The sequence below is a fragment of the Enterobacter sp. ku-bf2 genome, from assembly GCF_001742765.1.
GTDB classification, from domain to species: domain Bacteria; phylum Pseudomonadota; class Gammaproteobacteria; order Enterobacterales; family Enterobacteriaceae; genus Enterobacter; species Enterobacter quasiroggenkampii.
In genome coordinates, this window is sequence record NZ_MDVW01000023.1 from 1 (window position 1) to 22791 (window position 22791).

13 protein-coding genes and 2 rRNA genes are annotated in these 22791 nt (G+C 56.5%); 12 read left to right on the plus strand and 3 right to left on the minus strand.

Annotation, left to right across the window (positions count from 1 at the left end; translation table 11 throughout):
* Positions 1–112: 112 nt before the first annotated feature.
* The 5 genes from BFG58_RS21435 to BFG58_RS21455 all read left to right on the plus strand — a co-directional run bounded on the left by BFG58_RS21435 (position 113) and on the right by BFG58_RS21455 (position 6325).
* A 23S ribosomal RNA gene (locus BFG58_RS21435) occupies positions 113–3016 on the plus strand.
* A 72-nt stretch (positions 3017–3088) separates the two neighbouring features.
* Positions 3089–3204 (plus strand): 5S ribosomal RNA (rrf, locus tag BFG58_RS21440).
* A gap of 124 nt (positions 3205–3328) precedes the next feature.
* Positions 3329–4357, plus strand: a complete 1029-nt coding sequence (gene murB, locus BFG58_RS21445; RefSeq protein ID WP_048226277.1) for a UDP-N-acetylmuramate dehydrogenase — start codon at positions 3329–3331, stop codon at positions 4355–4357.
* The gene (gene birA, locus BFG58_RS21450; RefSeq protein WP_069720543.1) at positions 4354–5316 is read left to right on the plus strand and encodes a bifunctional biotin--[acetyl-CoA-carboxylase] ligase/biotin operon repressor BirA; all 963 of its coding nucleotides are present in this window, start codon (positions 4354–4356) and stop codon (positions 5314–5316) included. Before murB ends, birA begins: the two co-directional genes overlap by 4 nt.
* Positions 5317–5332: 16 nt before the next feature.
* Positions 5333–6325, plus strand: coding sequence for a glycosyl hydrolase family 8 (locus BFG58_RS21455; protein ID WP_069720544.1), 993 nt, complete (start codon positions 5333–5335; stop codon positions 6323–6325).
* Between the two features lie 60 nt (positions 6326–6385).
* Here BFG58_RS21455 and bcsG read toward each other — a convergent pair whose 3' ends face one another.
* From bcsG to bcsE, 3 genes are read right to left on the minus strand one after another with little or no spacing between them, the layout of a single operon-like run.
* Positions 6386–8065 (minus strand): cellulose biosynthesis protein BcsG, encoded by a 1680-nt coding sequence (gene bcsG / locus BFG58_RS21460; RefSeq protein WP_045909072.1) that lies wholly within the window; start codon positions 8063–8065, stop codon positions 6386–6388.
* Positions 8058–8252, minus strand: coding sequence for a cellulose biosynthesis protein BcsF (gene bcsF, locus BFG58_RS21465; RefSeq protein WP_083261558.1), 195 nt, complete (start codon positions 8250–8252; stop codon positions 8058–8060). The genes bcsG and bcsF overlap by 8 nt, the downstream gene beginning before the upstream one ends.
* Complete coding sequence (gene bcsE, locus BFG58_RS21470; protein WP_045909070.1) at positions 8249–9811, minus strand: cellulose biosynthesis c-di-GMP-binding protein BcsE; 1563 nt, start codon at positions 9809–9811, stop codon at positions 8249–8251. The genes bcsF and bcsE overlap by 4 nt, the downstream gene beginning before the upstream one ends.
* A gap of 175 nt (positions 9812–9986) precedes the next feature.
* Between bcsE and bcsR the strand changes: the two genes are divergently transcribed.
* The 7 genes from bcsR to hmsP all read left to right on the plus strand — a co-directional run bounded on the left by bcsR (position 9987) and on the right by hmsP (position 22685).
* Complete coding sequence (gene bcsR / locus BFG58_RS21475; RefSeq protein WP_008503237.1) at positions 9987–10175, plus strand: cellulose biosynthesis protein BcsR; 189 nt, start codon at positions 9987–9989, stop codon at positions 10173–10175.
* Positions 10176–10186: 11 nt separating this feature from the next.
* Complete coding sequence (bcsQ, locus tag BFG58_RS21480) at positions 10187–10939, plus strand: cellulose biosynthesis protein BcsQ (protein ID WP_045909069.1); 753 nt, start codon at positions 10187–10189, stop codon at positions 10937–10939.
* Complete coding sequence (bcsA, locus tag BFG58_RS21485; protein ID WP_045909068.1) at positions 10936–13551, plus strand: UDP-forming cellulose synthase catalytic subunit; 2616 nt, start codon at positions 10936–10938, stop codon at positions 13549–13551. Before bcsQ ends, bcsA begins: the two co-directional genes overlap by 4 nt.
* Before the next feature lie 10 nt (positions 13552–13561).
* The gene (gene bcsB, locus BFG58_RS21490) at positions 13562–15982 is read left to right on the plus strand and encodes a cellulose biosynthesis cyclic di-GMP-binding regulatory protein BcsB (protein ID WP_069720546.1); all 2421 of its coding nucleotides are present in this window, start codon (positions 13562–13564) and stop codon (positions 15980–15982) included.
* Positions 15983–15988: 6 nt separating this feature from the next.
* The gene (gene bcsZ / locus BFG58_RS21495; protein WP_063622771.1) at positions 15989–17095 is read left to right on the plus strand and encodes a cellulose synthase complex periplasmic endoglucanase BcsZ; all 1107 of its coding nucleotides are present in this window, start codon (positions 15989–15991) and stop codon (positions 17093–17095) included.
* The gene (bcsC, locus tag BFG58_RS21500) at positions 17077–20559 is read left to right on the plus strand and encodes a cellulose synthase complex outer membrane protein BcsC (protein ID WP_069720547.1); all 3483 of its coding nucleotides are present in this window, start codon (positions 17077–17079) and stop codon (positions 20557–20559) included. The genes bcsZ and bcsC overlap by 19 nt, the downstream gene beginning before the upstream one ends.
* A gap of 119 nt (positions 20560–20678) precedes the next feature.
* Entirely contained in the window at positions 20679–22685 is a 2007-nt protein-coding gene (hmsP, locus tag BFG58_RS21505) for a biofilm formation regulator HmsP (protein WP_048027807.1), read from the plus strand.
* The last annotated feature ends 106 nt before the right edge of the window (positions 22686–22791 follow it).

Below are 22791 nucleotides of genomic sequence, written 5' to 3' on the forward strand. Positions count from 1 at the left end.
TTTGCTCTTTAAAAATCTGGATCAAGCTGAAAATTGAAACGACACATCTTTAAGGTGTGTTCGAGTCTCTCAAATTTTCGCAATCATGAAGTGAAACATCTTCGGGTTGTGAGGTTAAGCGACTAAGCGTACACGGTGGATGCCCTGGCAGTCAGAGGCGATGAAGGACGTGCTAATCTGCGAAAAGCGCCGGCGAGGTGATATGAACCTTTGACCCGGCGATGTCCGAATGGGGAAACCCAGTGTGATTCGTCACACTATCGTTAACTGAATACATAGGTTAACGAGGCGAACCGGGGGAACTGAAACATCTAAGTACCCCGAGGAAAAGAAATCAACCGAGATTCCCCCAGTAGCGGCGAGCGAACGGGGAGCAGCCCAGAGTCTGAATCAGCTTGTGTGTTAGTGGAAGCGTCTGGAAAGTCGCACGGTACAGGGTGACAGTCCCGTACACGAAAAYRCACAGGTTGTGAACTCGAAGAGTAGGGCGGGACACGTGGTATCCTGTCTGAATATGGGGGGACCATCCTCCAAGGCTAAATACTCCTGACTGACCGATAGTGAACCAGTACCGTGAGGGAAAGGCGAAAAGAACCCCGGCGAGGGGAGTGAAAAAGAACCTGAAACCGTGTACGTACAAGCAGTGGGAGCACCTTCGTGGTGTGACTGCGTACCTTTTGTATAATGGGTCAGCGACTTATATTCTGTAGCAAGGTTAACCGTATAGGGGAGCCGAAGGGAAACCGAGTCTTAACTGGGCGTTAAGTTGCAGGGTATAGACCCGAAACCCGGTGATCTAGCCATGGGCAGGTTGAAGGTTGGGTAACACTAACTGGAGGACCGAACCGACTAATGTTGAAAAATTAGCGGATGACTTGTGGCTGGGGGTGAAAGGCCAATCAAACCGGGAGATAGCTGGTTCTCCCCGAAAGCTATTTAGGTAGCGCCTCGTGAAYTCATCTTCGGGGGTAGAGCACTGTTTCGGCTAGGGGGCCATCCCGGCTTACCAACCCGATGCAAACTACGAATACCGAAGAATGTTATCACGGGAGACACACGGCGGGTGCTAACGTCCGTCGTGAAGAGGGAAACAACCCAGACCGCCAGCTAAGGTCCCAAAGTCATGGTTAAGTGGGAAACGATGTGGGAAGGCACAGACAGCCAGGATGTTGGCTTAGAAGCAGCCATCATTTAAAGAAAGCGTAATAGCTCACTGGTCGAGTCGGCCTGCGCGGAAGATGTAACGGGGCTAAACCATGCACCGAAGCTGCGGCAGCGACACTATGTGTTGTTGGGTAGGGGAGCGTTCTGTAAGCCGTTGAAGGTGTGCTGTGAGGCATGCTGGAGGTATCAGAAGTGCGAATGCTGACATAAGTAACGATAAAGCGGGTGAAAAGCCCGCTCGCCGGAAGACCAAGGGTTCCTGTCCAACGTTAATCGGGGCAGGGTGAGTCGACCCCTAAGGCGAGGCCGAAAGGCGTAGTCGATGGGAAACAGGTTAATATTCCTGTACTTGGTGTTACTGCGAAGGGGGGACGGAGAAGGCTATGTTAGCCGGGCGACGGTTGTCCCGGTTTAAGCATGTAGGCGGAGGTTCCAGGTAAATCCGGTACCTTTTAACGCTGAGGTGTGATGACGAGGCACTACGGTGCTGAAGTAACAAATGCCCTGCTTCCAGGAAAAGCCTCTAAGCATCAGGTAACAYSAAATCGTACCCCAAACCGACACAGGTGGTCAGGTAGAGAATACCAAGGCGCTTGAGAGAACTCGGGTGAAGGAACTAGGCAAAATGGTGCCGTAACTTCGGGAGAAGGCACGCTGATATGTAGGTGAAGCCCCTGCGGGTGGAGCTGAAATCAGTCGAAGATACCAGCTGGCTGCAACTGTTTATTAAAAACACAGCACTGTGCAAACACGAAAGTGGACGTATACGGTGTGACGCCTGCCCGGTGCCGGAAGGTTAATTGATGGGGTTAGCGGCAACGCGAAGCTCTTGATCGAAGCCCCGGTAAACGGCGGCCGTAACTATAACGGTCCTAAGGTAGCGAAATTCCTTGTCGGGTAAGTTCCGACCTGCACGAATGGCGTAATGATGGCCAGGCTGTCTCCACCCGAGACTCAGTGAAATTGAACTCGCTGTGAAGATGCAGTGTACCCGCGGCAAGACGGAAAGACCCCGTGAACCTTTACTATAGCTTGACACTGAACACTGGTCCTTGATGTGTAGGATAGGTGGGAGGCTTTGAAGYGTGGACGCCAGTCTGCRTGGAGCCGTCCTTGAAATACCACCCTTTAATGGCTGGTGTTCTAACGTAGACCCGTRATCCGGGTTGCGGACAGTGTCTGGTGGGTAGTTTGACTGGGGCGGTCTCCTCCCAAAGAGTAACGGAGGAGCACGAAGGTTAGCTAATCCTGGTCGGACATCAGGAGGTTAGTGCAATGGCATAAGCTAGCTTGACTGCGAGAGTGACGGCTCGAGCAGGTGCGAAAGCAGGTCATAGTGATCCGGTGGTTCTGAATGGAAGGGCCATCGCTCAACGGATAAAAGGTACTCCGGGGATAACAGGCTGATACCGCCCAAGAGTTCATATCGACGGCGGTGTTTGGCACCTCGATGTCGGCTCATCACATCCTGGGGCTGAAGTAGGTCCCAAGGGTATGGCTGTTCGCCATTTAAAGTGGTACGCGAGCTGGGTTTAGAACGTCGTGAGACAGTTCGGTCCCTATCTGCCGTGGGCGCTGGAGAATTGAGGGGGGCTGCTCCTAGTACGAGAGGACCGGAGTGGACGCATCACTGGTGTTCGGGTTGTCATGCCAATGGCACTGCCCGGTAGCTAAATGCGGAAAAGATAAGTGCTGAAAGCATCTAAGCACGAAACTTGCCCCGAGATGAGTTCTCCCTGAGACTTTAAGTCTCCTGAAGGAACGTTGAAGACGACGACGTTGATAGGTCGGGTGTGTAAGCGCAGCGATGCGTTGAGCTAACCGATACTAATGAACCGTGAGGCTTAACCTTACAACGCCGAAGGTGTTTTGGCGAAGAGACGAACAATCAAAATTCAGCCTGATACAGATTAAACAGAATTTGCCTGGCGGCTTTAGCGCGGTGGTCCCACCTGACCCCATGCCGAACTCAGAAGTGAAACGCCGTAGCGCCGATGGTAGTGTGGGGTCTCCCCATGTGAGAGTAGGGAACTGCCAGGCATCAAACAAGTGAAGAGGCCATCCGAAAGGATGGCCTTTTTGCGTTTATACGCTGCACAAACTGATCCCCCATCACCCTTCTTATACGGTAAACTACCTGCGTTTTTGCATCAGGATAGCGTCTATGAACCACTCCCTTAAGCCCTGGAATACCTTTGGCATTCAACGCAATGCTAATCAAATTGTACGTGCCGATACTGCACAGCAGCTGCTGGATGCATGGCAAAGCGCAACAGAAAAAAACGAACCCGTACTGATTCTGGGCGAAGGAAGTAATGTCCTGTTTCTCGACGATTTTGCGGGAACGGTGATCGTTAACCGCATCATGGGAATTGATGTGGAAGAGCGTGCCGACAGCTGGCACGTGCACGTGGGTGCCGGTGAAAACTGGCACCACCTGGTGCAGTTTACCCTCGAAAAAGGGATGGCGGGTCTGGAAAACCTTGCGCTTATTCCAGGCTGCGCCGGATCGTCACCCATTCAGAACATCGGCGCCTACGGCATCGAGCTGAAACATGTCTGTGAATATGTCGACTGCATCGAGCTGGCGACCGGAACGGCGACGCGTTTAAGCGCAGAACAGTGCCGTTTTGGCTATCGTGACAGTATCTTCAAACATGAATATCAGGATCGCTACGTGATTGTCGCCGTGGGTTTGCGTCTGTCGAAGAACTGGCAGCCCGTATTGACCTACGGGGATTTAACGCGTCTCGATCCGGCTACCGTTACCGCACGCGACGTTTTTGACTCTGTTTGCCATATGCGGATGACCAAGCTTCCCGATCCCAAAGTTAACGGAAATGCAGGGAGCTTCTTTAAAAACCCGGTCATCAGCGGCGAAAATGCGAGACGCTTTCTGGAGGAGTGGCCAACCGCGCCACATTATCCTCAGGCGGATGGCAGCGTGAAGCTGGCGGCTGGATGGCTTATCGATCAATGCCAGCTAAAAGGCACTTCAGTCGGTGGGGCAGCCGTTCACCGACAGCAGGCTCTGGTGCTGATTAACCAGCGCGATGCAACCAGCGACGATGTGGTACAGCTGGCTCACTATGTTCGCCAGCGTGTCGGCGAAAAATTTAACGTCTGGCTGGAGCCAGAAGTCCGCTTCATTGGTCGCACAGGTGAAGTCAACGCTGTGGAGACTATCGCATGAAGGACAATACGGTCCCGTTAACCCTGATTGGTATCCTGGCGGATGGTGAATTCCATTCCGGCGAGCAGCTGGGTGAGCAGCTGGGCATGAGCCGCGCCGCCATTAACAAGCACATCCAGACGCTCCGTGACTGGGGTGTTGATGTGTTTACGGTTCCCGGAAAAGGCTACAGCCTGCCGGAGCCGATTCAGTTGCTGAATGAAGACGCGATCCGCAGCCAGATTGGACACGGCAACGTGGCGGTGCTGCCGGTGATTGACTCGACGAACCAGTATCTGCTGGATCGTCTGCCTGAGCTCAAATCCGGCGATGCCTGTGTAGCTGAATATCAACAGGCCGGTCGCGGCCGTCGTGGCCGCAAGTGGTTTTCACCCTTTGGCGCCAACCTCTATCTGTCCATGTACTGGCGACTCGATCAGGGCCCGGCCGCTGCCATTGGCCTGAGCCTGGTCATCGGTATCGTCATGGCAGAGGTGCTGCACGATCTGGGTGCGGATCAAGTGCGTGTTAAATGGCCTAACGATCTGTACCTCAACGATCGTAAACTTGCCGGGATTCTGGTCGAACTGACGGGCAAAACGGGCGATGCGGCGCAAATCGTCATTGGCGCGGGCCTCAATATGGTGATGCGCAATGTCCAGAATGACGTGGTTAATCAGGCCTGGACTAACCTCCAGGAGGCGGGGGTCGTCATCGATCGTAACACCCTTGCCGTACGTATGATTAAAGAGCTGCGCAGCTCGCTCACGCTTTTTGAGCAGGAAGGGCTGGCACCGTTCCTGTCGCGTTGGGAAAAGCTGGATAACTTTATCAACCGCCCGGTGAAATTGCTGATTGGTGATAAAGAGATCTACGGCACTTCCCGCGGTATCGACGCTCAGGGCGCGCTGCTCCTGGAGCAGGATGGCGTGATCAAACCCTGGGTGGGCGGTGAGATTTCCCTGCGGAGTGCCGAATAACCGGATGGAGTGAATGATGCGAAAACCCGTCTGCGCGACGCTGGCCGTCATGATGAGCTTGTTGTTCTCATCCCTCTCTCAGGCTGGACAGGCCTGGGAGAGTTACAAGGCTCGCTTTTTCAAACCGGAAGGCCGCATTGTCGATACCGGCAATGGCGGCGTGTCGCATACGGAAGGTCAGGGCTTTGCCATGCTGATGGCAGTCGCCAACGACGATAAAGCCACGTTCGATAAGCTCTGGCAATGGACAAACCGTGAGCTGAAGAACAAAGAGAGCGGTCTGTTTTACTGGCGCTATAACCCCGCAGAGTCCAACCCGGTCGCGGATAAAAACAACGCCGCCGATGGCGATGTGCTGATTGCCTGGGCGCTGCTTAAAGCCGATGCCCGCTGGCATGACAAACGCTACAGCGCCGCATCGGATGCCATTACAAAAGCGCTGGTTGCTCATAGCGTCATCCGCTATGCGGGTTACCGCGTGATGCTGCCCGGCGTCCAGGGATTTAAGCTTGACGGTGAAGTGGTCCTTAATCCTTCCTATTTTGTGTTTCCGGCCTGGCAGGCCTTCGCCGGACGCAGTCATTTGCCAGTCTGGCGCGATTTGATTAAGGACGGGAAGCGCCTGTTGGGAAAAATGGGCTCGGGTAAAGCGAATCTGCCCGCTGACTGGGTCTCGCTGACATCAGATGGCAAGCTGGAACCGGCCAAAGGCTGGCCGCCGCGGATGAGCTATGACGCGATTCGTATTCCGCTGTATCTTGCCTGGTCTGATAAGCAAAGCCCGCTCCTGACGCCGTGGAAAGCGTGGTTTGGGCAATTCCCCCGGGAGCAAACGCCCGCCTGGGTTAACGTCACCACTAACGAATATGCGCCTTACATGATGGAAGGCGGCCTGTTGGCTGTACGCGATTTAACGATGGGGCAGCCTTCCGGAGAACCCGAAATCACCTCTAAAGACGACTACTATTCGGCAAGTCTGAAAATGCTGGTGTGGATTTCAGCGCAATAATCACGGACTGGCTATCCCCTCTCCCCGATGGGGAGAGGGTTAGGGTGAGAGGGTAATCAGTTACTGCGGATAAGGTACCCAATCCCCGCCGTTCAGGCGAACGTACGGTTTGTTCTGATACTGAATCACCACCGCGTTGGCGTTCTCGGAGACTTCTGCCGTTTGCGGCAGTTTGCTGGTGAGCTGATCCCAGTTCACGCTATCTTCCACAAACAGCTTCCCGTCAACGGCACGGGCAACCAGTTCTGAGATTGCCAGATAGCTGGTCGGCTGGGTGATTTCAATCGGTGCGCCCTGATGGGGTGCCTTCATCCCAAAGAATTTAATGCCCGCAGGCACGTTGGTAATCGACGGGCTTGGGATATCACGCAGGCCTGACACCTGCATTCTGTCGCCTTTCAGCGCGCCACCGTGCTCAGGTACCACAACCACCATCACTTTACGGCCTGATTTTTCCAGCTCCGTAAAGAACGCGTCCAGCTCGTCGAAGAGTTTCTGCGCACGCACTTTATAATCCGCCGTTTTGCTCACGCCCGGGAAGTGGTTACCGTCGTGGAGCGGCAGGGTGTTAAAGAACGTCGCGCTGCGTGGATTACTGTCTTTTTCGATGGTCTGCAGCCAGCGTTGCAGGACAGCGGAATCGTCATAGACGGGCGAGCCGTCGAAGCCCAGCAGAGAGACAGGAAGACCGGTTTGATCCATCAGCGGTGCCTGCATACCCCCCTGTTCGCGCACCTCTTTCAGGAAGTTGCCGAACTGGCCGTTATGCCCCAGCATCAGATGCTGCGTAAAGCCCAGTTTGGCGAGGTTATCGAACAGATAACACTGGTTGCCGGCGGGTTGATACAGATTCTTATGCGATGCCTGACCGCAGCTTGCACGCAGCAGGCGGATGGCCGCCGGGCCGCTGTACGAGGTGGCAGAGTTGAAATCTTTAAACTGAATGTCGAAATGAGACCACAGCGGATGAGACATCAAACCTGCAGCGTCCACGTCTGCCCAGGAGAGCGAGCAGATGTTGATCACCAGCAGTTCAAACGGCTGAGCATCCGCCGGCAGCGCATCTGGGAATTTCGTCTGTCGCTTGTCTTCCGCGGTATAGAAACTGGAGAGCCAGGCGTTCAGGTTCGTGGAGGTCGGCGGTGCGGTCTGGGTTGGGATATCGCCCACCACAGGCGTATCGCCTGCCGTGGTGACGGTGGCCGCCGCGCTTCCCCCGGTGGTGGTCACCGTGGTGGTCGGTTGACCGGCAGGCCACAACGAAAAGTTTGGCCCAGCCAGCGTCAGCACGTTAAGCCAGATCATAATCGCGACGACAAACACCGTGACGCGGATCCACTGTGACAGGAACAGCCAGGCAACCAGCAGCACAAATACCGCGCCTATCATCTGCCAGTTAATAAACCGCTCGGTCAGATCGAGGATATAGCTGGCGCTAAAGCCCGCCACCTGTGAGCCCTGGCTCATAATGCTGTCCGGCCCCGGTAACCAGGTATCATGCCAGAACAGCGCAAAGCCGAGAGGGATGGCTATCCAGTGACGTAAGCGATGCAGCCTGATATTCGGCAGGGGCATCAGCAGGAAGGCCATAAATACCAGGTTAAGAAGGGGATGGAAATTCAGATAGCCTGCCCACAGCAGACCAAACTTCACCAGAAAGTAGAAGTTCCAGCCGGAAAGGCCGCGCCAGTATTGCCAGAGCGGCGAGGGTGACGAAGCGGTATAGGTAGAATTAGTCATTTTTTCGGTCTGCCTTGACGTGTGATGCCCGTGTCAGTGTTCCGGCTGGTTTTACATAGCGAGGTTTTATAAACAGCACTCTGGCCGTATCACGGATACGACGTATGGAATGGCGTGCATAGTAGCCAAGCGGGAAAAAGATCAGCGCACAGACTATAACCAGTTGAATGATATCGCTGATATTCATGATGGTGCGTTCTCCGCGTTGTCTGTTAATAAGCGAAGGGGCTCCGGAACCCGACGCCAGACATGTCCATCATGTCTGGCATTGAGGATCGGTTTCGCATCGCTCTTGATCGCGAGCGGTTTAGCCCATTGTTCAGGCTGGAGCGCACGCATCTGCACCAGCTCTGCGCTGATCGTATTATCTTCGAACCAAATCATACGGTTCGAGAAAATATCCCCGGTAGGCAGGGGGAAGATGTGGTTAAGCGCCGTATCGAGGTCGTTTACCCGGCAGAAGGACAAAAACAGCACCAGGCGATTGTCGCCAATGGTCATGATGTCACCCGTACGATTGGGGCGACACAAGGTAAGAGCCTGTTCAACGCGGATACCGGGTACAGGACGCAGGGCAACCATAACCCCTTTTCCGTCAGCAGGAAGAAGCGTATTGCTCATCATGTTACCGACGGCGTCGCAGAAGGTATCCCATTTTTGGTATCCACGCAGCTTCATCGGCTGCGTCATAGAGAGCAGCGTCGAAATGTCTTCCGGTACATGGCGGCTAAACTGCTGGCCCTGAACGCTTTCGATCAGCGTCAGGCAGCGTGACAGCGGCGCGTTCCAGGGAATGACCATATTTGCACCACAGCCCAGAAGCAGACGCTCATCGGTGGCGCGCAGGCTGGTATTGTTTTCGCGCACGATGATTTTTAACGCGCTTCCGCGCTGGCGGCGCAAGGTGTGGATCTGCCTTGCCAGCGTCTCAATCTGGTTATTCTGCATCAATGAGAAGATAAGGGTTGCCGCCTGGGTTGTGCGGGCTTCGTGGAAAAGGTCTTCGTTAGATTCAAACAGCGACCAGTTTTCCGACAGGGCGGGCGCCCCCTCTAAAACCGCGATATGGCTCAGGATGCGTTTTTCATCACTGCGCGGCTGCACCACGGTTTCTTCCTGCTGTGCCAGGTGCCACTTACCCTCGATGTGTTTCAGCGTAAGTTGTTGCCTGGCGCTCACGCCTTTTTCATTACACCAGAAGGCAATATCGTAGAGATAGCTGCCCACCTGGTCACGAACGCTTGCCAGACCGAACAGAGAACGATATTCACCCATTAAAAGTGAGAACAGCTTGTCATTATTACTGCCGGGATTGACTATCAATAGCGTGCAATTTTGAAATTTTGCCCATTTATTGATTTTTTCCAGCCACGGCAGCAGTTTTTCAGCAGGGATATTTTGCAGGACGTTATTTGCACATTTAAGGATCACCAAATAGTGATCCGGATCAATAGTGCACTGAACGTCACGGGACAAAAAGTATAGACTATCGGCATCCGATGTCATGGAAAATAATCGCACTGTCTGAGGCCCGCGATCGTTTTCCAGCGTGATAATTTTCTTCGGATCTTCGCCCATGCTAATGACGGCCACGCGGGAATCCTTATCCTGGGCAGCAATTGTCTGGTTTACCAGACTGATAGCATCTTCATTCCGGTCCGTATTAATCCACCAGACTCCTCCGACTGGCATGTGGCTCAATTCGTCCCATAATGACTGGATGCCAATAGAAAATATGGAGTCCACGGTGTCCCTCTTTTCGTCTAATTTATCTGTATCTCAGTTTACTAGCGAAAGCGTAGAAATAAACCTAACATTGAAATTAAAGAACATCAGATTTAGCATGTAAATGAAATTTGTCAGGGCAGGAAGCCCCGCAACTTCTTTAGCGTGCGATTTTCCTTAAAGGGATGGAAAAAGAATGGATAATAATGAACCCGGTACCCCAGTCGACTCGACCCTGGGTTACACATTCCAAAACGATTTTCTGGCGCTGACGCAGGCCTTTTCTTTACCTGAAATAGATTACACCGATATTTCCCAGCGGGAACAGTTGGCCGCGGCTATTAAACGCTGGCCGTTATTAGCTGAATTCGCCCATCAACAATAAGGGAGCCATTGATGGCCATACTCGGATTACAGGGTGTCCGTGGGGGTGTGGGTACCACATCTGTTACCGCGGCGCTGGCGTGGTCATTACAGCTTTTAGGTGAATCGGTGCTGGTTATTGACGCCTGCGCCGATAATTTACTGCGTATGTCGTTTAACGTCGACTTTACTCGCGAAGAGGGCTGGGCCCGCGCGCTGCTTGACGATAAAGACTGGCAGGATGCAGGTTTGCGCTATACCTCTCTTCTTGACCTGCTGCCGTTTGGTCAACTGACCACCACGGAACGCGAAAATGAAGCCGCATACCAGCGCCTGTTTTCGCAATTTACGCTGGCGCTGCAGAGCCTGAAGGAAAAGGGACACTACAAGTGGATCCTGCTGGATCTGCCGCACGGTGCGGGCACGCTGACCCGACAGCTTATCGCGCAGTGCGATCATGTCCTCTCGATCGTTAACGTCGATGCGAACTGCCATATCCGCCTGCATCAGCAGGGGCTACCTCAGAATGGCCATATCCTGATTAACGATTTGCGCATAGGCAGCCAGATCCAGGACGATCTGTATCAGGTCTGGCTGCAGAGCCAGCGCCGCCTGCTTCCCATTGTCATTCATCGTGATGAGGGCATGGCGGAATGCCTTGCGTCGAAGCAGCCGCTCGGCGAATACCGCAGCGATTCACTGGCGGCAGAAGAGATCCTGACGCTGGCTAACTGGTGTCTGCTGAACTTCGCCAACCGGGCGGAGCATGCAGGGAGTGATGTATGAGTCGTCTCGCCAGCTGGTTACTCATCCCACCGGTCAGTTCGCGTTTGAGCGAACATTACCGGCATTTTCGCCGTCACGGCGCGTCGGCATTCAGCGCCGCGCTCGGCTGTTTCTGGATGATTCTGGCCTGGATGTTTATTCCACTCGAACACCCGCGCTGGCAGCGCATACGTGCCCGGCACAGTGAACTGTATCCGCACATTAATCCTGACCGGCCGCGTCCACTGGATCCGGCGCGTTATCTCATTCAGGCCATCTGGCTGGTGGCGACCTCATCCCGCGCGGAGATAAAAACGCCGCACTGGCGGAGCTTCTCCCGCGTGCAGCAGTTACGTGAACGCTACCATCAGTGGCTGGACAGGCTCCCCAACAGCGTCAGCGATAAGACCAGCCATCTGGATAACCACAAAGAGCTCGGGCATCTCCACCCGGGCTTGCGGCGTTTTATCCTCGGCGTGATCGTTGTGTTCTCGCTCATTCTGGCGCTGGTCTGTATTACGCAGCCTTTCAACCCTCTGGCGCAGTTCACTTTCCTGATCCTGCTGTGGGGCGTGGCGCTACTGGTGCGCCGAATTCCGGGCCGCTTCTCGGCGCTGATGCTGATCGTGTTGTCGCTGACCGTCTCCTGCCGCTACATCTGGTGGCGTTATACCTCGACGCTGAACTGGGACGACCCGGTGAGTCTGGTGTGCGGCCTGGTGCTGCTGTTTGCTGAAACCTATGCCTGGATTGTGCTGGTGCTGGGCTATTTCCAGGTGATTTGGCCGCTCAACCGCCAGCCGGTTCCGCTGCCAAAGGACACGACCCAGTGGCCAACCGTCGATCTCTTCGTGCCGACCTACAACGAAGACCTGAGCGTGGTGAAGAACACCATCTATGCCGCGCTGGGCATCGACTGGCCGAAAGATAAGCTTAAGGTCTGGATCCTGGATGACGGCAACCGTCCGGCGTTCCGCCAGTTCGCGGAGGAGGTCGGCGTCGAATACATCGCCCGTCCGACGCATGAACACGCTAAGGCGGGGAACATCAACAACGCGTTGAAGTATGCCACCGGGGAGTTTGTTTCGATCTTTGACTGCGACCACGTGCCGACGCGCTCGTTCCTGCAGATGACCATGGGCTGGTTCCTGAAGGAAAAAGAGCTGGCGATGATGCAGACGCCGCACCACTTCTTCTCGCCGGACCCGTTTGAACGTAACCTTGGCCGTTTCCGTAAGACCCCGAACGAAGGCACGCTGTTCTATGGCCTGGTTCAGGACGGAAACGACATGTGGGACGCCACCTTCTTCTGCGGCTCATGCGCGGTTATCCGCCGTAAACCGCTGGATGAAATTGGTGGTATCGCCGTCGAGACGGTCACCGAAGATGCGCACACCTCGCTGCGCCTGCACCGTCGTGGCTATACCTCAGCCTATATGCGCATTCCGCAGGCTGCTGGCCTCGCAACGGAGTCACTGTCGGCGCACATTGGCCAGCGTATTCGCTGGGCGCGCGGCATGGTGCAGATTTTCCGTCTCGATAACCCCCTGATCGGGAAAGGACTCAAGCTGGCGCAGCGTCTCTGCTACGTCAACGCCATGTTCCACTTCTTGTCCGGTATCCCGCGACTGATCTTCCTGACCGCGCCGCTGGCGTTCCTGCTCCTTCACGCTTATATCATCTACGCTCCCGCGCTGATGATTGCGCTGTTTGTTCTGCCGCACATGATCCACGCGAGCCTGACGAACTCGAAGATACAGGGTAAATACCGCCACTCCTTCTGGAGTGAAATCTACGAAACGGTGCTGGCCTGGTACATCGCGCCGCCGACGATGGTGGCGCTGATTAACCCGCACAAAGGTAAATTCAACGTCACCGCGAAGGGCGGGCTGGTGGAGGAGGAGTACGTCGACTGGGTGATCTCCCGGCCGTATATCTTCCTGGTGCTGCTGAATATCGTGGGCGTCATTGCGGGTATCTGGCGCTACTTCTACGGTCCGGAAAACGAAATCCTGACCGTCTTCGTCAGTATGGCCTGGGTCTTCTACAACCTGATTATCCTCGGCGGCGCGGTGGCGGTGTCGGTGGAGAGCAAACAGGTTCGTCGCGCACATCGCGTGGAAATCTGCATGCCTGCGGCGATTGCCCGTGAAGATGGCCATCTCTTCTCCTGTACCGTGCACGACTTCTCTGACGGCGGTCTGGGGATCAAAATCAACGGCCAGGCGAAGGTGCTGGAAGGGCAGAAAGTTAACCTGCTGCTTAAGCGCGGTCAGCAGGAGTATGTCTTCCCCACGCAGGTCGTTCGCGTGGTGGGCAATGAAGTCGGCCTGCAGCTGATGCCGTTGACCAAAAAGCAACATATCGATTTTGTGCAGTGTACGTTTGCCCGCGCGGATACGTGGGCTCTCTGGCAGGACAGCTTCCCGGAAGATAAACCTCTGGAAAGCCTGCTGGATATTCTGAAGCTGGGGTTCCGTGGCTATCGTCACCTTGCAGAATTTGCCCCGTCGTCGGTGAAATTAATTTTCCGGTCACTTACTTCGCTGGTTTCCTGGGTCGTGTCGTTCATTCCTCGTCGTCCTGAGCGGGATGAGGCGAAGCAGGCGGACCCGGTTATGGCTCAACAATGATGATAACGCGATGAAAACAAAACTTTCCTGGTTATGTGCAGTGGCAATGGGGATGAATGCGCTCCCCGCAACAATGGCTAACGCGGCCCCGGGTAACGCAGCGGCAACGCCTGCGCCAACCGTACCTGTCGTCGCGCAAGCAACCGATCCGGTTGTCACCGCGGCACCCGGTCAAACGGAAAACATCCTGCCGAACCAGCCAACGGAGGGGAATACCCTGCCGGCAGACGGCCAGGTCATCGGGCAGGTCATGCCGGGCGTTCGCGGGGCGAATGCGCCCGTCGTTGCGGACAATGCGCCGTCGCGTGACGTGAAACTGACCTTCGCGCAAATTGCGCCGCCTCCGGGCAGCATGGTGCTGCGCGGCATCAACCCTAACGGCGGCATTGAATTTGGCATGCGCAGCGATGAGGTTGTCTCTAATGCGGTGCTGAACCTTGAATACACGCCGTCACCGTCGCTGCTGCCGACCCAGTCTCAGCTGAAGGTCTATCTGAATGACGAGCTGATGGACGTTCTGCCGGTCACCAAAGAGCAGCTCGGCAAGAAAACGCAGGCTCAGGTGCCGATCAACCCGCTGTTCATCACCGACTTTAACCGTATTCGCCTGGAATTTGTCGGTCACTACCGCGATGTCTGCGAAAACCCGGCCAGCAACACGCTGTGGATGGACGTCGGGCGTAACTCCTCGCTGCAGATGACCTACCAGTCGCTGGCGCTGAAAAACGATCTCTCAGCCTTCCCGGTTCCGTTCTTCGATCCGCGTGATAACCGTCCGCTCACGCTGCCGATGGTGTTTGCCTCTTCCCCGGACGTGACCGAGCAGCTGGCGGCCACCATTGTGGCGTCCTGGTTTGGTTCACGCGCGGGCTGGCGCGGACAGAGCTTCCCGGCGATGTATGACAAGCTGCCGGACAGAAATGCCATTGTGTTTGCCACCAACGCGAAACGCCCGGCCTTCCTGCGCGATCATCCGGACGTCAACGCGCCGACCGTTGAGATGATAAGCCACCCGGAAAACCCGTACGTGAAGCTGCTGGTGGTCTTTGGTCGTGATGATAAAGATCTGGTGCAGGCAGCAAAAGCCATTGCCCAGGGCAACGTCCTGTTCCGTGGCAACAGCGTGGTGATAGATGAGGTCAAGCCGCTGCTGGCGCGTAAACCTTATGATGCGCCAAACTGGGTGCGTACCGACCGTGCGGTCACCTTTGGCGAGCTGAAAACCTATGAAGAACAGCTGCAGGCGACGGGGCTTGAGCCCGCGCCGATTAGCCTGTCGCTGAATCTGCCGCCGGATCTGTACCTGCTGCGCACCAACGGCATTGATATCAATCTGAACTACCGCTATACCGCGCCAGCCACCAAAGACAGCTCGCGCATGGATATCAGCCTCAACAACCAGTTCCTGCAATCCTTCAGCCTGCAAAGCACGCAGGATACGAACCGCCTGATGCTTCGCCTGCCGGTGCTGCAGGGGCTGCTGGACGGTAAAACGGATGTCTCCATCCCGGCACTGAAGCTGGGCGCGATAAACCAGCTGCGCTTTGATTTCCAGTACATGAACCCAATGCCTGGCGGCTCGGCGGAAAACTGCATCACCTTCCAGCCGGTGCAGAACCACGTGGTGATTGGCGATGAGTCGACCATCGACTTCTCGAAGTACTATCACTTCCTGGCGATGCCGGACCTGCGCGCGTTTGCTAACGCGGGCTTCCCGTTCAGCCGCATGGCCGATCTCTCTGAGTCCATTGTGGTGATGCCAAAATCGCCAAACGAAGGGCAGGTCACGACCCTGCTGGACGCCATGGCGACCGTTGGCGGACAAACAGGATTACCGGCAATTAACGTCACGTTGACGGACGATGGCAGCCAAATTCAGAACAAAGACGCTGACATCATGGTGATCGGAACCATTCCGGATAAGCTGAAGGATGACAAACATATCGATCTGCTGGTGAAAGCGGCCCAGTCCTGGGTTAACACGCCGCTGCGCCAGACCGATTTCCCGAGCATTATGCCGGATGTGAACGACCGTCAGGCCAGCGCGCAGACGACGATAACGTCTCAGGGGGCAATGGCTGCGGTGGTGGGCTTCCAGTCACCTTACAACGAACAGCGAAGCGTGGTGGCTCTCCTTGCGGACAGCCCGCGCGGGTATGAACTGCTCAATACGGCCATGAACGACAGCGGTAAACGTGCCGCGATGTTTGGTTCCGTGTCGGTGATTCGTGAGTCCGGCGTCAATAGCCTGCGCGTGGGCGATGTGTACTACGTAGGCCATCTGCCGTGGTTTGAACGCCTGTGGTATGCGCTGGCTAACCATCCGGTTCTGCTCGCTATCCTGGCTGCGGTTAGCGTGGTCCTGCTGGCATGGGTGCTGTGGCGTCTGCTGCGAATCATCAGCCGTCGTCGTCTGAACCCGGATGAGTAAGATGTGATGAAAGCCTTTCGCTGGTGTGTATTAGCAGCGGTGATGCTGGCGGCGCTTCCTCTTCGCGCCGCCTGTACCTGGCCTGCCTGGGAGCAGTTTAAAAAGGACTACATCAGTGAGGGCGGGCGTGTCATTGACCCCAGTGACACGCGCAAAATTACGACCTCGGAAGGGCAAAGCTACGCCCTGTTCTTTGCCCTGGCGGCGAACGATCGCCAGGCCTTTGACCAGCTGCTGACGTGGACGCGCGATAATCTTGCCAGCGGCGATCTCAACGGCCATCTGCCAGCCTGGTTATGGGGGCAGAAAGATAAAGAGACGTGGGCGGTGATTGATACCAACTCCGCCTCTGACGCCGATGTCTGGATCGCCTGGTCACTGCTCGAAGCGGGTCGGCTGTGGAAGCATCCGGACTATACCCGCACGGGTAAAGCGCTGCTGAAACGCATCGTCAGCGAGGAGGTGGTGAAAGTCCCGGGGCTTGGCGCAATGCTGCTTCCCGGTAAAGTCGGCTTTGCCGATGAACACGCCTGGCGCTTTAACCCCAGCTATCTTCCTCCGCAGCTAGCGGCTTATTTCACGCGCTTTGGCTCCCCGTGGCCCCAGCTTCGTGAAACCAATCTGCGCCTGCTGCTGGAGAGTGCGCCGAAAGGCTTTTCGCCGGACTGGGTGCAGTATCAGAAAAACAGAGGCTGGCGGTTACAGCAGGAGAAAGCGCTGGTGGGCGGCTACGACGCCATCCGCGTGTATCTCTGGGTGGGCATGATGAGTGATAAAGATCCTCAGAAAGCCCGGTTGCTGACGCGCTTCCAGCCGATGGCGGCAAAGACCATGAAACGGGGTGTGCCGCCGGAGAAAGTGGATGTGGCGACGGGGAAACGCACCGGCGACGGCCCGGTCGGGTTCTCTGCCGCTATGCTGCCGTTTTTACAACAACGTGATGCCCAGGCGATTCAGCGCCAGCGCGTTGCGGACCATTTTCCCGATAACAATGCCTATTACAGCTACGTGCTGACTCTTTTTGGGCAAGGATGGGATCAGCATCGTTTTCGCTTCACCGCAAAAGGTGAATTAATACCGGATTGGGGCCAGGAATGCGCAAGTTCACAGTAAATCTACTCAGTTTATCGCTTGGCCTGGCGCTTATGCCGTGGGCCCAGGCCGTTAACTCTCCGCAGCAAAAACAGCTGCTGGAGCAGGTGAGGCTGGGCGAATCGACACAGCGTGAGGATTTGGTTCGTCAGTCGCTCTATCGCCTTGAGCTAATTGACCCGAACAACCCTGACGTGATTGCCGCACGCTTTCGCTACCTGCTGCGTCAGGGCGATAACGCCGGCGCGCAAAAAGAGCTGGATCGTCTGAAAGGGATTGCGCCGGGTTCGAGTGCGTACCAGTCATCACGCAACACGATGCTACTTTCTACTCCGGATGGCCGCCAGCAGCTCCAGCAGGCGCGACTGCTCGCCACTACGGGGCACACGCAGGAGGCGATTGCCGCCTATGACAAGCTGTTTGACGGCAACCCGCCGGGTGGCGACGTGGCGACGGAATACTGGAACGTCGTGGCAAAAGATCCCGCTCGCCGCGGCGCGGCCATTAACCAGCTCAAGAAAATAAACAGCAGCAGTCCCGGAAATACGCAGCTGCAGGCGACGCTGTCCCAGCTTCTGTTCCAGAGCGGACGTCGTGATGAAGCCTTTGCGGTATTGCAGGAGATGGCCAAATCCACCAATGGCCGCAGCCAGGCGTCTGATATGTGGTATGACCAAATCAAAGACCAGCCTGCCAGCAGCGCCAGCGTCAGCGCGCTGCAAAAATACCTGAGCGTATTCAGCGACGGGGATAGCGTCGCGGCGGCGCGTGCCCAGCTTGAAGCGCAGCAAAAACAGCTCGCCGATCCGGCGTTCCGCGCGAAAGCCGAAGGGCTGGCGGCGGTGGATGCCGGGCAGGGAAGTAAGGCGGTGGCGGAGCTGCAAAAAGCCGTCAGCGCCAACCATGCTGACAGTGAAGCGGTGGGCGCCCTTGGACAGGCGTATTCCCAGAAGGGCGACCGCGCCCGCGCGGTGGCACAGTTTGAAAAGGCGATTGCCCTCGATCCCCAGAGCGATAATCGGGGTAAATGGGACAGTCTTCTGAAGGTTAACCGCTACTGGCTGCTGATCCAGCAGGGCGATGCGGCGCTGAAGGCGAATAACCCGGCGCAGGCAGAGCGTTACTATCAGCAGGCACGCAATATCGACAATACCGACAGCTATGCCGTGCTGGGGCTGGGCGACGCCGCCGCGGCGCGTAAAGATAACGACGCGGCGGAGCGTTACTATCGCCAGGCGCTGCGGATGGACAGCGGCAACAGCAATGCGGTTCGCGGCCTGGCCAATATTTACCGCGCGCAGTCGCCGGAGAAGGCTTCGCAGTTTATCCAGTCTCTCTCCGCCAGCCAGCGCCGTAGCATAGACGACATTGAACGTAGCCTGACCAACGAACAGCTCTCCGCCCAGGCCGAACAGCTTGAGAACCAGGGGAAATACGCGCAGGCAGCAGACATTCAGCGTCGTCGTCTGGCGCTCTCTCCCGGCGACGTGTGGATAACCTATCGTCTTTCGCGCGATCTCTACAGCGCGGGTCAGCGCAGCCAGGCGGACACCCTGATGCGTCAGCTTGCCCACCAGAAACCGTCCGACCCGGATCAGGTTTATGCTAACGGGCTCTACCTTTCCGGAAACGATCAGGACCGGGCCGCGCTGGCGCATCTGGAGACGCTACCGCGCAGCCAGTGGAACGGCAATATTCAGGAGCTTGCCGACCGCCTGCAAAGCAACCAGGTACTGGAAACCGCCAACCGCCTGCGCGACAGCGGCAAAGAGCAGGACGCAGAGAATCTCCTTCGCCAGCAGCCGACCTCCACCCGTATCGACCTCACGCTGGCGGACTGGGCACAGCAGCGTGGCGATCTGGACTCGGCGAAAACGACGTACAACGCCGTCCTGCAGCGTGAGCCGCAGAATGAAGACGCGCTCCTCGGCCTGACCGAGATTTACAGCGCGCAGGGTAACAAAGATGCCGCGCGCGCGGAGCTGGCGAAGCTGCCCGCCGCGCAAAACGGCCAGCCGCTGTCGCTCAATATGCAGCGCCGCATCGCGATGGCGCAGGCGGGTCTGGGCGATGCCGCTGCCGCAGAGCAGACCTTCAATAAAATCATTCCGCAGGCTAAATCGCAGCCTGGTTCCATGGAAAACGCGCTGGTGCTGCGTGATGCCGCACGTTTCCAGGCGCAGAACGGCCAGCCTCAGCAGGCGCTGGAAACCTACAAAGATGCGATGGTATCGACGGGTATCACCACGACGCGTCCGGCTGACAACGACAGTTTCACCCGTCTGACGCGTAACGATGAAAAAGACGACTGGCTGAAGCGCGGCGTGCGCAGTGATGCCGGTGAGTTGTACCGTCAGCAGGATGTTAACGTCACGCTGCAGCACGATTACTGGGGCTCCAGCGGTACGGGCGGTTATTCCGATCTGAAAGCGCATACCACCATGCTGCAGGTGGATGCGCCGCTCTCTGACGGGCGCATGTTCTTCAGAAGCGATCTGGTCAATATGGACGTCGGGTCATTCGATACCAGGAACGGGACTTACGACCCTAAATGGGGAACCTGCTACGAAACGCCGTGTAGCGGTAACACCCATCAGTCAGACAATGGCGCGAGCGTTGCCGTCGGCTGGCAGAATAAAACCTGGGCGATGGATATTGGCACCACGCCAATGGGCTTTGACGTCGTCGACGTGGTGGGCGGCATCAGCTACAGCAGCGATCTGGGGCCCATCGGCTATACCGTTAACGCCCATCGTCGGCCAATCTCCAGCTCTCTGCTGGCCTTCGGCGGGCAAAAAGATACCAATACCGGCACCACCTGGGGCGGCGTACGCGCCACCGGTGGCGGCGTAAGTATGAGCTATGACAAAGGGGAAGCGAACGGCGTCTGGTCAAGCCTGAACGCGGAAACGCTGACGGGTAAAAATGTGGAGGATAACTGGCGCGTCCGCTGGATGACGGGTTACTACTACAAGCTCATTAATAAAAACAACGAGCGCCTGACGGTCGGCGTGTCCAACATGCTCTGGCACTACGACAAAGACCTGAGCGGTTATACCCTGGGCCAGGGCGGCTATTACAGTCCGCAGGAGTATGTCTCCTTCGCCTTGCCGGTGACATGGCGTAAGCGCACGGAAAACTGGTCCTGGGAGCTGGGGGGCTCGGTCTCCTGGTCCCACTCCAAAACCAAAGACGAGCTGCGCTACCCGATTCAGAATCTTATCCCGACCGATGAGCCAGACCGCTATACCGACCGGGGCGCGATGGAAACCGGCAGCAGTTCTTCCGGTACGGGTTATACCGCACGGGCAATAATCGAGCGGCGGGTCACGTCCAACTGGTTTGTGGGCATGGGCGTGGATATCCAGCAAGCGAAAGACTATACCCCAAGCCACGCGCTGATCTATGTGCGCTACTCTGCTGCAGGCTGGCAGGGCGATATGGACTTACCGCCGCAGCCGCTTATCCCTTACGCGGACTGGTAATCGGATTTTCCTTAATCCATTTGTAAGTCTCTCTTAATAGCGCGGCAATCGGGTATACTCAGGCGCGCCAGGTTTACACCCTGGCGCGCCCTGCGCTTCGAGTTTTGTGGAGAGTCATTTTGCGTGTCAGCCGTTCCTTAACAATCAAACAGATGGCGATGGTCTCTGCCGTCACCATGCTGTTTGTCCTGCTCTTCTGCGTCATTTTGCTGTTTCATTCCGTACAGCAGAATCGCTATAACACGGCTTCACAATTAGAAAGTATCGCCCGCTCGGTACGCGGCCCGCTGTCTGCCTCCATCCTGAAAGGGGATATCCCCGAGGCGGAAACCATACTGAAACGCATTCAGCCGGCCGGTGTTGTGAGCCGGGCGGACGTCGTGCTCCCCAATCAGTTTCAGGCGCTGCGGATGAGCTTTATCCCGGAACGTCCCGTCCCGATGATGGTGATGCGCCTGTTTGAACTGCCGGTGCAAATTTCGCTTCCCGTCTATTCGCTTGAACGCCCTGCGAATCCGCAGCCGCTGGCCTACCTGGTGTTACAGGCAGACTCCTACCGCATGTATAAATTCGTCATGAGTTGGGTGGTTACGTTAGTGACCACTTGCTTACTTATGACGCTTATTCTCAGCGTGGCGCTCACCTGGTGCATCAACCGGCTGATTGTCCATCCCCTGCGCCGTATCGCCCGCGAGCTGAACACGCTCGCCCCGCAGGATCAGATGGGACACCAGCTTGAGCTGCCGCGTCTGCATCATGACGATGAGATCGGCATGCTGGTGCGCAGCTATAACCTCAACCAGCAGCGCATCCAGCGTCAGCAGGATGAACTGAACAGTAGCGCTACCCGTTTTCCGGTATCGGAGCTCCCCAATAAAGCCTTCCTGATGGCGATGCTGGAGCAAACCGTTGAGCGCCAGCAAACCACCGCGCTGATGGTCATTGCCTGCGAAACCCTGCAGGACACGGCTGGGGTGCTTCAGGAGAGCCAGCGCGAAATGCTGCTGCTCACCCTGGTGGAAAAGATCAAATCTGTCCTTGCCCCGCGCATGGTGCTGACTCAGGTCAGCGGTTACGACCTGGTGGTGATTGCCAACGGCGTCAAAGAGCCATGGCATGCGATCACGTTAGGTCAGCAAGTACTCACTGTCATTAATGAGCGGCTGCCGATTCAGGGTATCCAGCTTCGCCCGAGCGCCAGTATCGGGATTGCCATGTTCTATGGCGATCTGACCGCGGAACAGCTTTATCGCCGCGCCTTCTCGGCGGCCTTTACCGCCCGGCGCAAAGGCAAAAACCAGATCCAGTTCTTCGACCCGGCGCAGATGGAAAAGGCGCAGCAGCGCCTGACGGAAGAGAGCGACATCCTGACCGCGCTGGATAACCGCCAGTTTGCCCTCTGGCTGCAGCCGCAGGTGGACCTGCAGACGGGAGAGGTGAAAAGCGCCGAGGCCCTGCTGCGTCTGCAGCAGCCGGATGGCTCATGGGAGCTGCCGGAAGGGCTGATTGAGCGCATCGAGTCCTGTGGCCTGATGGTTACCGTTGGCTACTGGGTGCTGGAGGAGTGCTGCCGTCAGCTTGCCGCCTGGCAGGAGCGTGGCGTGACGCTGCCGCTGTCGGTCAACCTGTCTGCCCTGCAGCTTATGCACCCGACCATGGTTTCAGAGATGCTGGAGCTGATCCATCGTTACCGCATAAAGCCTGATACGTTAACCCTGGAAGTGACGGAGAGCCGACGCATCGACGATCCCAATGAGGCGGTCGCGATTCTCAAGCCGCTGCGTAATGCCGGTATTCGCATTGCCCTGGACGATTTTGGCATGGGGTACGCCGGGTTGCGTCAGCTTCAGCACATGAAGACCCTTCCGGTGGATGTGCTCAAAATTGACAAAGCGTTTGTCGACGGACTGCCGGGCGACAGCAGCATGGTGCAGGCGATTATCCAGATGGCGCGCAGCCTCAACCTGCACCTGATTGCCGAGGGGATTGAAACCGACGCGCAACGCGCCTGGCTGGCAGAGGCGGGCGTGGAGAGCGGGCAAGGCTTCCTGTTTGCCCCTGCAGTCCCTTCGGATGTCTTTGAAGAACGATACCTTTCTGGCGCCGATCACCACGCAAAAGCGTAATTTTGTTGCTGGCTTGTGCGAGCCAGCTCAAAGTTCTTAACATTTGTGTTTCAAATTTGAACTGAGTTTATTTCTGTCCTGTTATGTGGGTGTTATTTTAAAGCCG

Excerpts from the sequence above, each read along its gene's own strand:
- bcsF (WP_083261558.1), bottom strand. The coding sequence starts at position 8,252 with ATGAATATCAGCGATATCATTCAACTGGTTATAGTCTGTGCGCTGATC.
- bcsA (WP_045909068.1), top strand. The coding sequence starts at position 10,936 with ATGAGTCGTCTCGCCAGCTGGTTACTCATCCCACCGGTCAGTTCGCGT.
- bcsG (WP_045909072.1), bottom strand. The coding sequence starts at position 8,065 with ATGACTAATTCTACCTATACCGCTTCGTCACCCTCGCCGCTCTGGCAA.
- bcsB (WP_069720546.1), top strand. The coding sequence starts at position 13,562 with ATGAAAACAAAACTTTCCTGGTTATGTGCAGTGGCAATGGGGATGAAT.
- bcsQ (WP_045909069.1), top strand. The coding sequence starts at position 10,187 with ATGGCCATACTCGGATTACAGGGTGTCCGTGGGGGTGTGGGTACCACA.
- bcsC (WP_069720547.1), top strand. The coding sequence starts at position 17,077 with ATGCGCAAGTTCACAGTAAATCTACTCAGTTTATCGCTTGGCCTGGCG.
- murB (WP_048226277.1), top strand. The coding sequence starts at position 3,329 with ATGAACCACTCCCTTAAGCCCTGGAATACCTTTGGCATTCAACGCAAT.
- bcsR (WP_008503237.1), top strand. The coding sequence starts at position 9,987 with ATGGATAATAATGAACCCGGTACCCCAGTCGACTCGACCCTGGGTTAC.
- BFG58_RS21455 (WP_069720544.1), top strand. The coding sequence starts at position 5,333 with ATGCGAAAACCCGTCTGCGCGACGCTGGCCGTCATGATGAGCTTGTTG.
- birA (WP_069720543.1), top strand. The coding sequence starts at position 4,354 with ATGAAGGACAATACGGTCCCGTTAACCCTGATTGGTATCCTGGCGGAT.
- bcsZ (WP_063622771.1), top strand. The coding sequence starts at position 15,989 with ATGAAAGCCTTTCGCTGGTGTGTATTAGCAGCGGTGATGCTGGCGGCG.